12 protein-coding genes, 1 tRNA gene and 1 riboswitch are annotated in these 13,806 nt (G+C 71.1%); of the genes, 7 read left to right on the top strand and 6 right to left on the bottom strand.

The features are described 5' to 3' along the window. Positions 1 to 19: 19 nt before the first annotated feature. The gene (locus Q3W71_RS27590; RefSeq protein WP_302922393.1) at positions 20 to 700 is read right to left on the bottom strand and encodes a GPP34 family phosphoprotein; all 681 of its coding nucleotides are present in this window, start codon (positions 698 to 700) and stop codon (positions 20 to 22) included. A gap of 126 nt (positions 701 to 826) precedes the next feature. Here Q3W71_RS27590 and Q3W71_RS27585 point away from each other — a divergent pair, with 126 nt between their 5' ends. The 3 genes from Q3W71_RS27585 (at position 827) to Q3W71_RS27575 (ending at position 4,312) form a co-directional block, all read left to right on the top strand. Further along, entirely contained in the window at positions 827 to 2,140 is a 1,314-nt protein-coding gene (locus Q3W71_RS27585; RefSeq protein ID WP_302922568.1) for a hemolysin family protein, read from the top strand. Further along, complete coding sequence (locus Q3W71_RS27580) at positions 2,133 to 3,134, top strand: hemolysin family protein (protein ID WP_302922392.1); 1,002 nt, start codon at positions 2,133 to 2,135, stop codon at positions 3,132 to 3,134. The genes Q3W71_RS27585 and Q3W71_RS27580 overlap by 8 nt, the downstream gene beginning before the upstream one ends. A gap of 182 nt (positions 3,135 to 3,316) precedes the next feature. Next, positions 3,317 to 4,312: a C40 family peptidase gene (locus tag Q3W71_RS27575; RefSeq protein WP_302922391.1), complete on the top strand. Its 996-nt coding sequence runs from the start codon at positions 3,317 to 3,319 to the stop codon at positions 4,310 to 4,312. A gap of 95 nt (positions 4,313 to 4,407) precedes the next feature. On the opposite strand, the gene Q3W71_RS27570 is transcribed toward Q3W71_RS27575, so the two are convergent. Beyond that, positions 4,408 to 6,366 carry an N-acetylmuramoyl-L-alanine amidase gene (locus Q3W71_RS27570; protein ID WP_302922390.1) on the bottom strand — a complete coding sequence of 653 codons (1,959 nt, stop codon included), beginning with the start codon at positions 6,364 to 6,366 and terminating at the stop codon, positions 4,408 to 4,410. A 322-nt stretch (positions 6,367 to 6,688) separates the two neighbouring features. Next, positions 6,689 to 6,825, top strand: a riboswitch (cyclic di-AMP (ydaO/yuaA leader). Positions 6,826 to 6,837: 12 nt separating this feature from the next. Here Q3W71_RS27570 and Q3W71_RS27565 point away from each other — a divergent pair. Then, a complete protein-coding gene (locus tag Q3W71_RS27565; RefSeq protein ID WP_302922389.1) occupies positions 6,838 to 7,878 on the top strand; it encodes an NlpC/P60 family protein in 1,041 nt (346 codons plus the stop codon). Positions 7,879 to 7,937: 59 nt separating this feature from the next. Here Q3W71_RS27565 and dcd read toward each other — a convergent pair whose 3' ends face one another. Further along, positions 7,938 to 8,516 (bottom strand): dCTP deaminase, encoded by a 579-nt coding sequence (gene dcd / locus Q3W71_RS27560; RefSeq protein ID WP_302922388.1) that lies wholly within the window; start codon positions 8,514 to 8,516, stop codon positions 7,938 to 7,940. A gap of 79 nt (positions 8,517 to 8,595) precedes the next feature. Here dcd and Q3W71_RS27555 point away from each other — a divergent pair, with 79 nt between their 5' ends. After that, positions 8,596 to 9,129, top strand: coding sequence for a pyridoxamine 5'-phosphate oxidase family protein (locus tag Q3W71_RS27555; RefSeq protein WP_302922387.1), 534 nt, complete (start codon positions 8,596 to 8,598; stop codon positions 9,127 to 9,129). 60 nt (positions 9,130 to 9,189) lie between these two features. On the opposite strand, the gene Q3W71_RS27550 is transcribed toward Q3W71_RS27555, so the two are convergent. Continuing rightward, complete coding sequence (locus Q3W71_RS27550; protein ID WP_302922386.1) at positions 9,190 to 10,176, bottom strand: zinc metalloprotease; 987 nt, start codon at positions 10,174 to 10,176, stop codon at positions 9,190 to 9,192. A gap of 373 nt (positions 10,177 to 10,549) precedes the next feature. Between Q3W71_RS27550 and Q3W71_RS27545 the strand changes: the two genes are divergently transcribed. Next, positions 10,550 to 10,623 (top strand) — tRNA-Gly (locus Q3W71_RS27545). Between the two features lie 116 nt (positions 10,624 to 10,739). On the opposite strand, the gene Q3W71_RS27540 is transcribed toward Q3W71_RS27545, so the two are convergent. Continuing rightward, on the bottom strand, positions 10,740 to 11,957 hold the full coding sequence (locus Q3W71_RS27540; protein ID WP_302922385.1) for an MFS transporter: 1,218 nt from the start codon (positions 11,955 to 11,957) through the stop codon (positions 10,740 to 10,742). A 65-nt stretch (positions 11,958 to 12,022) separates the two neighbouring features. Here Q3W71_RS27540 and Q3W71_RS27535 point away from each other — a divergent pair, with 65 nt between their 5' ends. Beyond that, positions 12,023 to 12,421 (top strand): MerR family transcriptional regulator, encoded by a 399-nt coding sequence (locus Q3W71_RS27535; RefSeq protein ID WP_302922384.1) that lies wholly within the window; start codon positions 12,023 to 12,025, stop codon positions 12,419 to 12,421. 144 nt (positions 12,422 to 12,565) lie between these two features. Here Q3W71_RS27535 and Q3W71_RS27530 read toward each other — a convergent pair whose 3' ends face one another. Continuing rightward, complete coding sequence (locus Q3W71_RS27530) at positions 12,566 to 13,744, bottom strand: epoxide hydrolase family protein (protein ID WP_302922567.1); 1,179 nt, start codon at positions 13,742 to 13,744, stop codon at positions 12,566 to 12,568. Positions 13,745 to 13,806 lie beyond the last annotated feature (62 nt).

Below are 13,806 nucleotides of genomic sequence, written 5' to 3'. Positions count from 1 at the left end.
GTGCCGCGCCCGCGGCGTGTCAGCTGGTGGCGGCGGTCATCGTGGCGGCGGTCGCGGCCGAGGTGATCACCATCAGCACGGCGGCCTCGGTCTCCTGGATGGCCTTCCGGGTCGCGGCCGACGCCCAGTCGCCCGCCGCGATCTCGGCCAGCCGGCGCTGCACCCGGTCCCGGGGCAGGTCCCGGAAGAGGTGCCGGTCCAGCCGGACCGCCCGGGCCAGGCCGATCAGGGCGGCGGTCCGCGGCTCCACCGGGCCGTCGGCGGCCACCGCGGCGGTCATCCGCTGCCGGGCCCGGGCCTCCGCCGCCGGCTCCGCCCCGGTCTCGGACGGATAGCGGGTACGCGGGAAGACCCACAGCACCCGGTCCGACTCCCGGCGCAGCACGCCGGCGGTGACCAGCCCGTCCAGCACCTGCTCGGGCAGGTCCCTGGCGAGCCGGCCGACCCAGTCCTTCGGCCGGCGGCGCTTCACGTCGGCCCCGATCCGGGTCAGTGCGTCGTCGAGTTGCCGCTGCCCGAGCGGGGTCGGGTCGGCCACCAGCAGGCGGTCGTCGACCACCTCGACCCGGCCGGCGAGCGCCAGCTCCAGCAGCAGCGCCCCGGCCAGCCCGTGGTCGAGTGCGGGCCGGTTGAGCTGGAGATTCCCCTTGTCGTCGTAGGCCAGCAGGGCCAGTTCGTGCGCGAGGGTGAATTCGGCCATGGCCCCGACGGTAGCCCGGCCGGGCGAGCTCCACGCGCGACGCGCGGGCCGTGCCGCGACGACCCGCCCGTGCGAGAATCGCGCCGAGGTGAGACGACCATCGATGGCCTGCTGCTGACCACACTGCTGCCCCTGGTCGGCTTCCTGCTGCTGACCGGCGGCAACGCGTTCTTCGTCGCGGCCGAGTTCGCCCTGGTCACCGTGGACCGCGCCGAGATCGACCGGCGGGCCGCCGCCGGCGACGGCCCGGCCGCGACCGTACGCCGGGCGCTGCGGGAGCTCTCCTTCCAGCTCTCCGGCGCGCAGCTCGGCATCACCATCACCGCGCTGCTCACCGGCTACCTCGCCGAGCCCGCGCTGGCCCGGCTCTTCGCACCGGTGCTGGAGCCGCTCGCCGGGTCGGCCACCGACCGGATCACCCCGTTCCTGGCGCTCGCCCTGGCCACCCTGGTCTCCATGCTCTTCGGCGAGCTGGTGCCGAAGAACCTCGCGCTGGCCCGACCGATGCCCGCCGCGCTGGCCACCGCGGCTCCGATGCGGGCCTTCTCGCGCACCTTCGGCTGGCTGATCCGAGGGCTGAACGGCTCGGCGAACCGCCTGGTCCGCGCGTTCGGCATCGAACCCCAGGAGGAACTGGCCAGCGCCCGCTCACCGGAGGAGCTGGGCCTGCTGGCGGCCATCTCGGCCCGGGCCGGGGCGCTGCCGCCGGACACCGCCATGCTGCTGCGCCGCACCATCCGCTTCGGCGAGAAGCGGGCGGCCGAGGCGATGACGCCCCGGGTGGACGTGATCGCGCTGCGCGCCACGGCCACCGTGACCGAGCTGCTGGCTCTCGCCCGGCACACCGGCCGGACCCGGTTCCCGGTCTACGAGGAGACGCTCGACCTGGTCACCGGCGTCGCCGGGGTGTCGGACGCGCTCGGCGTGCCGCTGGCCCAGCGCGCCTCGACCACCGTCGGCTCGGTGGCCCGTGAGCCGGTGTACGTGCCGGAGAGTCTCGACCTGGACGGGGTGCTCGCCGCGCTCCGGGCCGCCGACGCGGACCTCGCCATCGTGGTCGACGAGTACGGCGGCACCGACGGCGTGGTGACCGTCGAGGACCTGGTGGAGGAGCTGGTCGGCGAGATCGCCGACGAGTTCGACCCGGCCGCGGTGCCCGACGTCGGACCGGTCGAGCTGACCGTGCCCGGCGGGGAGCGCACGGTGCTGGTCGACGGCGTGCTGCGCGCGGACGAGCTGGTCGAGCAGACCGGGTTCCGGCTGCCCGAGGGGCCGTACGAGACGCTCGCCGGGTTCCTGATGGCCCGGCTGGGGCACATCCCGGTCGCCGGCGAGACGGTCGAGGAGTCCGGGTACGAGTTCACCGTCGTGGAGGTGGACCGGCGCCGGATCGAGCAGGTCCGGGTGCTCCGCCCCGAGGATCCGGACGACGATGGCTGAGCTGCTGGTCACCGCCCTGCTGCTGCTCGGCAACGCGTTCTTCGTGGGCAGCGAGTTCGCCCTGATCGCGTCCCGGCGCACGGTGGTGGAACCGCTCGCGGCGACCTCGAAGCGGGCCCGGTGGGCCCTCTCCGCGATGAACCAGATCCCGCTGATGATCGCCGGCGCCCAGTTGGGCATCACCGTCTGCTCGCTGGGTCTCGGCGCGATCGCCGAGCCGGCCCTGGCCCACCTGCTGGAGCCGGCGTTCCACGCGCTGGGGCTGCCCGCGCCGGCGGTGCACCCGGTCGCCTTCGTGCTCGCCCTCGGGATCGTGGTCTTCCTGCACACCGTGGTCGGCGAGATGGTGCCGAAGAACATCACGCTGGCCGGGCCGGAGCCGTCCGCGCTCTGGCTGGGCCCGGCCATGCTCGCGTTCTGCCTGGCCACCAAGCCGCTGCTGCTGGCCATGAAGTGGGCGTCCCGGCGGGTGCTGCGGCTGTGGCGGATCGAGGCCACCGAGGCGGTCAAAACCGTCTTCACCGCCGAGGAACTGGCCGGGCTGGTGTCGCAGGCGCGTACCGAGGGACTGCTCGACGCCGAGGAGCACGCCCGGATCACCGGCGCGCTCGCCCTGCACGCGCGGACCGCCGCCGACGCCCTGCGGCCCTGGTCGGCGGTGACCACCGTCGCCGAGGACGTCTCGCCCGCCTCGCTGGAGGTGCTGGCCACCCGGACCGGCCGGTCCCGGTTTCCGGTGGTGCAGCGCTCGACCCGGCGGGTGCTCGGCTTCGTGCACGTCAAGGACGTGCTCGGCTACGCCGGGGTGAGCCGGCGGGCGCCGGTGCCGGCCGAGGTGTACCGGCCGCTGGCGGTGGTGCCGCCGGAGCGTACGCTCGCCGACCTGCTGCTCGCGATGCGCCGCGAGCGGCGGCACATGGTGCTGGTGAGCGACGGCCGGCGACCGCTCGGCGTGGTGACGCTCGACGATGTATTGACGGCAATCGTTGGCTGACGGGCGCACACCCTTGGTACACAAGCGGTTGCGCAGGCGTGATGTGAACGTTGGTCGCCTTGATTCCGCTGCGGGCCTTCCCTAATGTGGGGCACCGGCCGCTGTGGGTCGTCTGTCTCGCCTCTTCCCCTCTGCGAGGCGCCCGGCGGTCGGACGCTAAGGAGTCGGTGCCGGTGGCAACCATGCCCCCCCATCGTCACGCACCGGGACGGTCTGCTCGTCCGGGTGGCCTGCGCCGGGCCGCCCACCGTCTGCTCACCCTGGTCGCCGCCGCGGCCGTTGGAGCCGGTCTGCTCGCCGCGCCGGCGTACGCCGCGCCCTCGGTCGAGGAGATCGAGGCGCAGATCGACAAGCAGTGGGAGCAGTTGGAGCCCACCATCGAGCAGTACAACAAGGTGCGGGCGCAGCTGAAGAAGAACCGCAGCAAGGCCGCGGACCTGGAGAAGAAGATCCAGCCGCTGGCGCTGGAGAGCGAGCTGGCGATGGACCGGGTGGGCGACCTCGCCTCCCGCTACTACATCACCGGCCCGTCCCAGGACGTCGCCGCCCTGCTGGTCAGCGCCAAGCCGAGCACGCTCACCGAGCAGCTCACCCTCCTCGACCGGCTGGCCGCCCAGGAGCGCAAGCAGATCGAGGGTGTGCTCGCGGTCCGCAAGAAGTACGACGACCAGAAGCAGCAGCTCGACACGCTGATCGCGGACCAGGTGAAGCAGCAGAACGAGCTGGCGGCGAAGAAGAAGCACATCGAGGCCGAGGTCAAGCGGCTGGAGAAAATGCTGCCGGTGACCACCGTCAAGACGGACCAGTGCCCGACCATCAACGGGGTGGTCAGCGAGAAGGCCCGGATCGCGATCCGGACCGCCTGCGCCCAGGTCGGCAAGCCGTACGTGTGGGGCGCCGACGGCCCGGACTCGTTCGACTGCTCCGGCCTGACCCAGTACGCCTACAAGGCGGCCGGGGTCTACCTGACCCACCACACCGGCGCCCAGTGGAACGAGGGCAAGGCCATCTCGCGCTCCGACGCGCGCCCGGGTGACCTGGTCTTCTTCTTCAGCGACCTGCACCATGTCGGGCTCTACCTCGGCAACGACAAGATGGTGCACGCACCGCGCGCCGGCAAACCGGTCAACGTCTCCAGCATCAACACCATGCCGGTCGCCGGATTCCGCCGACCCTGATCCGTCCCGAACCGCCCGAGGGCCCCCGGTCGACCGACCGGGGGCCCTCGGTGTTTCCGCGGCTCGGTGCCGAGCCCCGTCTCAGGCCGGGCGGCTCACCGCGGAGCGCCGACCGGGGACGGCAGGATCAGCACGTCGTCCAGGTTCACGTAGCCGATCCGGTGACCGAACTGGACCTGCACGTAGCGCAGGTCGCCGCGGACGACGGTCCAGTCGCCCGGGGACGAGCCGTCGAAGGTCACCGCGCGGTAGTACTCGCTCGGCACGACCGCGCCCACCGCGTACCGCTGCCCGGCGGCGAGCGTGTACTGCAGCGGTGAGATCGCCTGGTACGGCACGCCGGCCGGGTAGGCGTCCCGCTCCGGGTAGGCCCGCCCGTAGACCGGGATGGTGGCCTTGCCGGGCTTCGGCGTCACCACGAAGCCGGTGGCCCACTTCGCCGTCGGCGCCGACGCGGGGTTGTGGAACCACGCCTTCTGGCCGAGGTACCAGATCGCCGTCCAGTCGCCCCGCACCTCGGCCACCGCGTACGTCTGGCCGGCCGACCCGCGGGCGCTGTGGTCCGGGACGTACATGGTGCCCGGCGAACCGTCCGGGTGCTCGCCGAGGTCCACGGCCAGCGGCGCGTCGTGGCTCGGCGCGCTGCGCAGCAGCACCGCGGAGGAGCCGCGCAGCGGGCAGGGGTCGGTGACCGGCGGCGGCGGGGTCGGCACCCCCGGCGGCTGCCGCGAGCAGCCGGTGAACGCCGGCTGGTTGTCGGGGAAGTCGGGGTCGATGGTCACCAGCCCGGTCCGCGCCGTGCCGGTGGCCCGGAACGGCGCCTTCAGCAGGTCGAAGTAGTGCGACCAGTCCCAGTACGGCCCCGGGTCCCAGTGCATGCCCGCGACGTTCGCCGCCACCGTGCCGGGGACGTTGTCGTGCCCGATGATGTGGTGCCGGTCGAGCGGGATGTTGTAGCGCAGGGCCAGGTGCCGGACCAGCTTGGCCGAGGTGCGGTACATCGCCTCGGTGTACCAGGTGCCGTGGCCGGCGAAGCCCTCGTGCTCCAGGCCGATGGACTTGGCGTTGACGTACCAGTTGCCGGCGTGCCAGCCGACGTCCTTGGTCTTGATGTGCTGGGCGATGTGGCCGTCCACCGAGCGCAGCGTGTAGTGCCAGCCCACGTAGTCCGCCCGCTGCACCAGGCCGACGCTGGGCCAGAAGTAGCCCTCGGTGTCGTGGATGACGATGTACTCGATCTTCTGCTGGACCGGCCGGTTGCCCAGGTCGTGGTTGCCGTAGTCGCCGGCGCCCGGGCCGTACTTCTCGTACGGGGCCGGGATCCACTCGCAGCCGAGGCCGATCGGGCACTCCAGCCCGTCGGGCCGCTCCGCCCGCCGCAGCCCGAGCCTGTGCAGCGTCGACTCGTCCGGGCTGACGTCGCGCGCGGCGAGGGTCACCAGGTGCCCGTCGTCGGTGGTCCGGGTCGCGCCCGCGTTGATCTGGCCGTACACCTCGTCGGCGAAGGCGGCGGCGGTGTCCTCGGCGCCGGCGCCCGAGTAGCGGGCCACCGCGCCGTACCAGGCCGCCGGGTCGCTGTCCGCGCCGACCGGGGCACGCAGTTCCCGCTGGTACGCGGCGAGCAGCGCCGCGCCGCCGCGGATGTTCGCGGTCGGGTCGGAGCGCAACGCCTCCTCGCTGGCGCCGGTCAGCGCGGCGGCGGCCTGGAGGGTCTGCAGCGCGGCGTCGGCCGGGGCGGCCGGGGGCGACCCGGCTCCGACCGGCGCGGTGACGGTCAGCGGCCGAGCGTCGTCCCCGCGCGGGTCCTCGCCCTCGTCGATGTGGCCGCGGGCGGGCTGTGCGGTGACGTGGGCGGCGTCGGTGAGGTGCATCGGGCCGTAACCGCCGCTGGTGCTCGGGTTGCCGGGATGGGTGTCCCACCGCGACTCGAGGTACGACACGGCGAGCAGGACGCTCTCCGGCACGCCGAACTCGGTGGCCGCGGCGGCGTACTGCTGCTGCCGGTCGAGGGGTTCGGCGGCGGCCGGACCGGCGGCGAACGGGGTGACCGCCATGGCGAGCGCCGCGGCGGCGGCGAGCAGGGCGCGCCTGCTCCTCGATCTCGTGGATCTCGTGGATCTCGTGGACGACTGCATCGGACCCCCTGCTCAGACGGGTGGACGATGCGGTCACCTTCACCCCGGGCCCGGCCTTACGTCAATACCTTTCCATGCATCAACTCCTGAAGAAGAAAACCTTCGGCTCGCCCCGCCGAAGGTTGTCGATCCCTGTGGCGTACGGAGTGTCACGGCGACACGGGTTGCGGATTGATAACGAGCGTCTCTACTCTGGTCATTCGTCGGCCCGACAACAGGTCCGTCCAACCCGGGCGGTAACGGTCCGACACCGCCGAATCGCTTCCGAGCGAACCGGGGAACCAGGTAACCCGGGGTGAATCCGCAGCCACTGCGGTAGGGCGTCCCCTTCCCGCCCGAACCCGTCAGCTAACCCGGTAGGCGGTCTGGGAAGAAGGAGTACGGAGCCCGGTGGCACACCATGCCCCGCGGCCACCGTCGGCACGGTCGGCGTCCGCCGACCCGGCCACGGCTGCGCCGCGCCCACGCTGGTCCCGCTGCACCACCGCACTCGCCGCCCTGGTCGGCTTCGCCGTCGTTCTGACCGGCGGCGCCACGGCGGCCCACGCCGAACCCACCGTCGCCGAGATCGAGCGCCAGATCGACGAGGACTGGAACAAGCTCGAACCGATCATCGAACGGCACAACGCCACCCGCCAGGACCTGGCCGCCAAGCGGAAGCAGGCCGACGCCCTGGCCGCCCAGATCAAGCCGCTCCAGGCCCAGGTCGACCAGGCGATGGAGAAGGTCAGCGCGCTGGCCGTCCGCGCCTACAAGGGCGAGAACGTGCTCACCATCAACGCCGTGCTGGACAGCCGCTCGCCGAGCGAGGTGGTCGGGCAGCTCGAACTGCTCGACCGGTTCGCCCACCGCCAGCAGCAGGACGTTCGGCAGGTCGCCGACCTGCGCGACCAGTTGGCCGCCAAGAAGGCGCCGCTGGACGAGATGGTCGCCCAACTCGCCAAGACCGAGGCGCAACTGGCGGCGAAGAAGAAGCAGATCAACGCCGAGATCGACCGGCTGCAGAAGCTGCGGATCAAGGTCTACGGCAACGGCGGCGGCGGGCCGCTGCGCCCCGCCCCCTGCCCGGCCAGCTACCCGGGCGGCGCGGCCGGGGTCGCTGTCAAGTTCGCCTGCGCCCAGATCGGCAAGCCGTACGTCTGGGGCGCCGAGGGCCCGAACTCGTACGACTGCTCGGGGCTGATGCTGGCCGCCTGGGCCAAGGCCGGGGTCTCGCTGCCGCACAACGCCGCGCAGCAGCGCGGGGTCACCAGGACGGTCAGCCGGGGCGAGCTGCGCCCGGGCGATCTGGTCTTCTACTACTCCGACCTGCACCACGTCGGCATGTACGTCGGCGGTGGCTGGGTGGTGCACGCCTCCCGCGCCGGGGTGCCGATCAAGATGAAGAAGGTCGACGACGGCCCGATCCACAGCTACGGCCGGCCGGGCTGACCGCGTACCACCGAAAGGGGGCCCGCTCCGGCGCCGGAGCGGGCCCCTTTTCGGCTGCGTCAGCGGGTCGGCCAGGTGCGCCACTGCTGCCAGGAGCGGCTCGGCGTCGGGCCGCGCTGCCCCTGGTAGCGCGAGCCGTAGACGGCCGAGCCGTACGGGTGCTCGGCCGGCGACGAGAGCCGGAAGATGCAGAGCTGGCCGATCTTCATGCCCGGCCAGAGGGTGATCGGCAGGTTCGCCACGTTCGACAGCTCCAGCGTCACGTGCCCGGAGAAGCCGGGGTCGATGAAGCCGGCGGTGGAGTGGGTGAGCAGGCCGAGCCGGCCCAGGCTCGACTTGCCCTCCAGCCGGCCGGCGAGCTGGTCGCCGAGCGAGATCACCTCGAGCGTGGAGGCGAGCACGAACTCGCCCGGGTGCAGCACGAACGGCTCGCCGTCGGGCACCTCCACCACCGAGGTCAGCTCGTCCTGCTGCCGCGCCGGGTCGATGTGGGTGTAGAGGTGGTTGTTGAAGACCCGGAACAGCTTGTCCAGGCGTACGTCGATGCTGGACGGCTGCACCAGCGTGGGCTCGAACGGCTCCAGCGCCAGGGTGCCCGCCTTGATCTCGGAGACCAGGTCGCGGTCGGAGAGCAGCATCGGAACACCATAGCGAAGCGGCCGGGGTGACCTGCGTGTCGGACTAGGTGTTCGTACACCTGTTCGATAGAATGTCCACATGGCATCCTGGTCCGAATTCGCCGCTGACGAGCCCCGACTCGCCGACGGGATCCGCCTTCTCATGCAGCAGTACGGGCCGGGCTTCGGCTACCTGGCCACGGTCCGCGCCGACGGCGGGCCCCGGGTGCACCCGGTCTCCCCGGTGATCACCGACGAGGGGCTGTTCTGCTTCGTGGTCGACTCGCCGAAACGGCGCGACCTGGAACGCGACGGCCGCTACGCGCTGCACTCCTTCCCGCCCGAGGAGAGCGACGACGAGGCCTACGTCGCCGGACGCGCCCGCCCGGTCACCGACCCGGCCCGGGTCGCCCGGCTGGCCCGCAGCTACCGGGCCGCCCCGCACGTCGACTGGCGGTTGTTCGAGTTCACCGTCGACGTGGCGATGCTGACCCGCCGCGACGCCGGCGCCGCGGGTGGCCCCGGCAACGGGCACGGCCACCCCGCCGTCCAGGTCTGGCTCGACCCGGGTGCGCCGGCCGACGCCCCGGCCGCCGACCCCGCCCCCCGGATGCGCCGCCGCGAGGCCGCCTGAGCCCGAAGACACCGGTGCCGGCTCCGTCCTCCGGAGCCGGCACCGATGGCGTACGTCAGGTCAGGCCGCGCGGTACGCGTTCCACGCGGTCAGCATTCGGCTCGCCTGCCCGGCGGTGAACTGGTACATGCACGAGTCGTAGGTGTAGTCCATGAAGTTGGTGATCGGGTCCACGCCCGGGGCGGTGCAGGTGTCCCGCCCGGTCGGGCACTGGAAGGCCGGCGAAGCCTCGGCCGCGGTGTCGCTGACGCTGTCACCCTGACCCGAGCAGCCGCCCTGGAAGGTGTGGTAGAGGTTCAGCCAGTGGCCCACCTCGTGGGTGCCGGTGTCGCCCTGGTTGTAGTTGGTGGCGGTGCCACCCGGCAGCGACTCGCTCAGCACGACGACGCCGTCCATGCTGCTCAGCTTGCGCTGCGGGAAGGTCGCCCAGCCGAGCAGGTCGTCGCTCAGCTCGCCCAGGTACATGTTGAGGGTGTTCTTGCCGCCCTCACGCAGCGAGGTCTTCATCGACCGCTCCGCCGACGAGCCCTGCACGATCGGGTACCACGCCGGGTTGGTCACCCGGTTGATCTTCTGTAGCTGGAAGCTGAACGCCGTGGCCGCGCCGCCGGTCGCGCCGCTGTAGGACTGGTTCAGCACGTTGATCTGCGAGGTGATCATCGAGTCCGGGATGTTGCCGCCGGCCCGGGTGCTGTCCCGCTGGATCACGTGCACCACCACCGGGACGGTCACGGTGGCGGCGAGGGTGCTCGCCCCGGCGCCGGTGCGGAACCGGGCGCGCTCCCGGAGCGCGGCGGCCAGGTCGGCCTCCCGCTCGCGGGTCTCCGCGAGGGTCAGCTCGTTCGGTTCGTGCTTGGCCGCGCCGCCCGCCTTGATCCGGGCGTCGGCGTGGACGTCGGCCGGCTCGACGCACGCCTCACCGGGCGCGGCGGAGAAGGCCGAAGCGGCCGGTACGACGCCCACCGCGGCGGTGCTGAGCAGCAGCGCGAGGGTCGTCGACGCGACACCGGCGGCACGCCGGGTCAGCAGGTCGGGACGAAGTCCCATGGGCCCACCTCTTTCTGGCGGCGCGACAGGGGGTATGTCACGCCGTGGCTGAGAACGTGGGCCAGACGTTACAACCGATCGACAGATTTGAGAACGACCATATGTTGCCGGAGTGAAACTTTTTCCTGGCAGCGGTGCCCGGTGCCCGCCACCCCCTCGTGCCCTGCCTCGCCGGGCTGCCGTGCGGACGGGCGGCCGGGCAAGATCCGCGCAACATCCCGGATGTAGTTGCCTCGCGGGGGGCCGGAGGCCACTACATCCCGGAAGTTGTGTGGATCTTGCGGAGTGGGGTCGGGCGCTGGCCGCAGCGGTCGACGGCGCGGGGGGTACCTGGATGCATCGGGGTGGTGACTCGGGTACAGTGGTGCCGCCTGCGGGTGTAGTTCAATGGCAGAACATCAGCTTCCCAAGCTGACAGTGCGGGTTCGATTCCCGTCACCCGCTCCAACGCGAGGCCCCAGCTCAGGACGATTTCCTGGCTGGGGCCTTGATCGTTGCCACCGCTTCCTGCGCTTCCGCCAGCTACGTGCCCGATCTCTGCTCTGCTGTGTTCGGGCTTGCGTTCATGGGGCCATGCTCACGCGCTCTGCGGGAAAACCGTGCGCGCGAGCGGTGGTCACCACGAGCAGCACCGGCATCAGGAGCACAAGGACACTCCAGGGGAAGGAGGTGTGGCCAAGGAGGTCGAGAAGGATCCCGCCGGCGACTCCGCCGCCGGCCATGGCCACGTTCCACAGGGTAACGAGCATCGCTTGTGCGGCGTCTGCCGCCTTGCCTCCCGCATCGCCGACGGCCGTTTGCAGAAGAGTAGGCGTGCCTCCCCATCCCAGCCCCCACAGCAGCACCGCGACGTAGACCAGAGCGGGGCTGCCGGCCATCGCTGCCAGGATGGCTGCTGCCACGGCGACCAGGAGGGTGCTGGCGATGGTGAGGGTTCGCAGCCGACGGTTGATGTGAGCGCCCACGATCCAGATGCTCATCAGGGAGGCTGCACCGAAGACCAGCAGCACGAGGTCGGTGGACGTGCCCATGCCGACCCGGTCGAGGAACGTGGCGATGTAGGTGTAGAGGATGGTGTGGGCCAGCACGAAAACCAGGGTGACGAACAGAACGGGCGACACGCCGGGGATGCGGAGGGTCCGCACCATCGACGTTCGATTTTCTGGCCTGTGCCCTGGATAGTCCGGGACCGTCACGGTGATCCATGCGAGCAGGACGATGGTGAGCCCGGTCATGATCATGAAAGCTGCCCGCCAGCCAAGTGCGGCGCCGAGGAAGGTCCCCGCGGGCACTCCCAGCGACAGCGCGATCGGAATGCCGGCCATCGCGATCGCGATCGCCTTGCCCTGCAGGTGAACGGGCGCCATGCGCCGGGCGTATCCCGCCAGCAACGCCCAGGCCAGGCCCGCGGCCACTCCGGCGACGAACCGCGCCGCCATGGTCAGTGCGTAGTTCCCCGAGACTGCCGTAACAGTGTTGGCAATGGCGAATCCCGCCGTCGCCGTCAACAGCAGACGTTTGCGACGCCACCCTGCCGTCGCCGCAGCCAACGGGATAGCTGTCAGCGCGGTCCCGATCGCGTAGATCGTCACTGTCTGCCCCGCCGCCGACTCGCTGACCTTGAGGTCAGCACTCATCGCGGGAAGCAGACCAGCCGGGAGCGTCTCGGTCAGGCTGGTGATGAACACGGCCGTGGCCAGCGCCAGCAGCGCCGGCAGCGGGAGTTTCCGATCCTTGGGCTCGGCGGGGGAGCCGGCTACTTGCGTGGTCTTGGTTCGCATGGTGCGTATGCTCGAACCATCACATCGATGTGATGGTCAACGCGAACATGTATGAGGGTAGTCACATGCGTATCGGAGAACTGTCGGAGCGCACCGGTACGCCTCGGCGGCTGCTGCGCTACTACGAGGAGCAGGGGTTGATTTTCCCTAGCCGCTGCGCCAACGGCTACCGTGCGTACGACGAGTCGCTCGTGGACCGGATTTTGCAGATCAGGGGGCTGCTCGATGCGGGACTGCCGACCCGGATCATCAAGCAGATCCTCCCATGCCTGAACAAGCCCCGGGTCATCCACTTCTCTGATGCGACCCCGGAAATGATCGCCACGCTCGAAGACGAACGCGACCGAATGACCGAACGTATCGAGTGCCTGGTCCGCAACAGGGATGCGATAGCTGACTACCTCGACGCAGTGCGGGGCGACAAGCGCCCAGACGCCGCCCCGGAAGCGTCTACAACGCCGTGATCCGTACGGAGTAGGCCCGCCGGCGCAACGTTCCGCCTGAACGGTCTGACTCCCGGGCCGGGTGACCAACTGGTGACGACCGGGGCGGCCGACGCAGCGGGTTTGCGCCGGCTCCGGGACCGGCCGGCCGGAGCGCTGACAATGTCAGTCGGGGACGCCCTCGCGGAGCTTCCGGAAGAACATCCGGACGTCCCCGACCAGGAGTTCCGGTACCTCCATCGCCGCGAAGTGCCCGCCCCGGTCGTACTCCGTCCATTGCACGATGTGGTTCGTGCGGTCCGCGATGTGTCGTAGGGGAATGAAGTTGTCCTGCGGGAAGACGGCCAGCGCGGTCGGTGCCGTCGACGGTTCGGGGGGCTTGCCCCAGTAGTCGGCGTGCGCCCGCTCGTAGTAGATGCGGGCGGACGATCCGGCCGTGCCGGTCAGCCAGTAGAGCATCACGTTGGTGAGCATCTGGTCGCGGTCGACGGCGTCCTCCGGGCGGTCCGCGGAGTCCGTCCACTCCTTGAACTTCTCCACGATCCAGGCCAGTTGGCCGACCGGTGAGTCGGTCAGGCCGTACGCCAGCGTCTGCGGCCGGGTGGCCTGGATGTCGGCGTATCCCTGACGCTCGCGGCTCCAGGTCTTGAGGCGTTCCCAGGAGGCCACCGTGCGCTCGCGCTCGGTCGGGCTCAGCGCCGCCAACTCGCCGGGGTCGGGTTCCTCGGGCTGGAACGAGTTGGGCAGCAGGTTGAGATGTACGCCGACGACCCGGTCGGGTCGGGTACGGCCCAGCTCTCGGGAGATGATCGATCCCCAGTCACCGCCCTGCACCCCGTACCGCTGGTAGCCAAGCCGTTCCATCAACACCGCGAACGCCGCGGCGACCCGCTTGAACTCCCAGCCGGTCTGCCTCGTCGGCCCCGACAGGCCGAATCCCGGGATGCTCGGGAGCACCAGGTGGAACGCGTCCGCGGGGTCGCCACCGTGCGCGCGGGGGTCGGTGAGCGGGCCGACGATCCCGGCGAACTCGACGATCGACCCGGGCCAGCCGTGCGTCATGAGCAGCGGAGTGGCATCCGGTTCGGGCGACCGGAGGTGAGCGAAGTGAACCGTCGCACCGTCGATGGTGGTGACGAACTGCGGCCACTGGTTCAGCTCGGCCTCCGCGGCGCGCCAGTCGTACCCGTGGCGCCAGTAGTGCACGAGCTCCCTGAGGTAGTCGCGCGGGACGCCGTACGCCCATCCCACGCCCGGCAGTTCGTCGGGCCAGCGGGTGCGGTCGAGACGCTCGTGCAGATCGTCCAGATCGCTCTGCGGGATGTCGATGCGGAATGGATGGATGCCCTCGTCGGCGGTCCCTGTGGTCACTTCGCGCATGTTACGTCGGGCCATCGTGTGCCGTA

The sequence above is a fragment of the Micromonospora sp. C28SCA-DRY-2 genome (assembly GCF_030519475.1).
Classification (GTDB): domain Bacteria; phylum Actinomycetota; class Actinomycetes; order Mycobacteriales; family Micromonosporaceae; genus Micromonospora.
The sequence above is the reverse complement of the archived record's forward strand: the minus strand, read 5'-3'. Positions and strand labels throughout refer to the sequence as shown.

Bases quoted from the DNA above. Each gene is read 5' to 3' on its own strand.
- Q3W71_RS27540 (WP_302922385.1), bottom strand. From the start codon at position 11,957: ATGCGAACCAAGACCACGCAAGTAGCCGGCTCCCCCGCCGAGCCCAAG.
- Q3W71_RS27535 (WP_302922384.1), top strand. From the start codon at position 12,023: ATGCGTATCGGAGAACTGTCGGAGCGCACCGGTACGCCTCGGCGGCTG.
- dcd (WP_302922388.1), bottom strand. From the start codon at position 8,516: ATGCTGCTCTCCGACCGCGACCTGGTCTCCGAGATCAAGGCGGGCACC.
- Q3W71_RS27575 (WP_302922391.1), top strand. From the start codon at position 3,317: ATGCCCCCCCATCGTCACGCACCGGGACGGTCTGCTCGTCCGGGTGGC.
- Q3W71_RS27590 (WP_302922393.1), bottom strand. From the start codon at position 700: ATGGCCGAATTCACCCTCGCGCACGAACTGGCCCTGCTGGCCTACGAC.
- Q3W71_RS27580 (WP_302922392.1), top strand. From the start codon at position 2,133: ATGGCTGAGCTGCTGGTCACCGCCCTGCTGCTGCTCGGCAACGCGTTC.
- Q3W71_RS27555 (WP_302922387.1), top strand. From the start codon at position 8,596: ATGGCATCCTGGTCCGAATTCGCCGCTGACGAGCCCCGACTCGCCGAC.
- Q3W71_RS27550 (WP_302922386.1), bottom strand. From the start codon at position 10,176: ATGGGACTTCGTCCCGACCTGCTGACCCGGCGTGCCGCCGGTGTCGCG.
- Q3W71_RS27570 (WP_302922390.1), bottom strand. From the start codon at position 6,366: ATGGCGGTCACCCCGTTCGCCGCCGGTCCGGCCGCCGCCGAACCCCTC.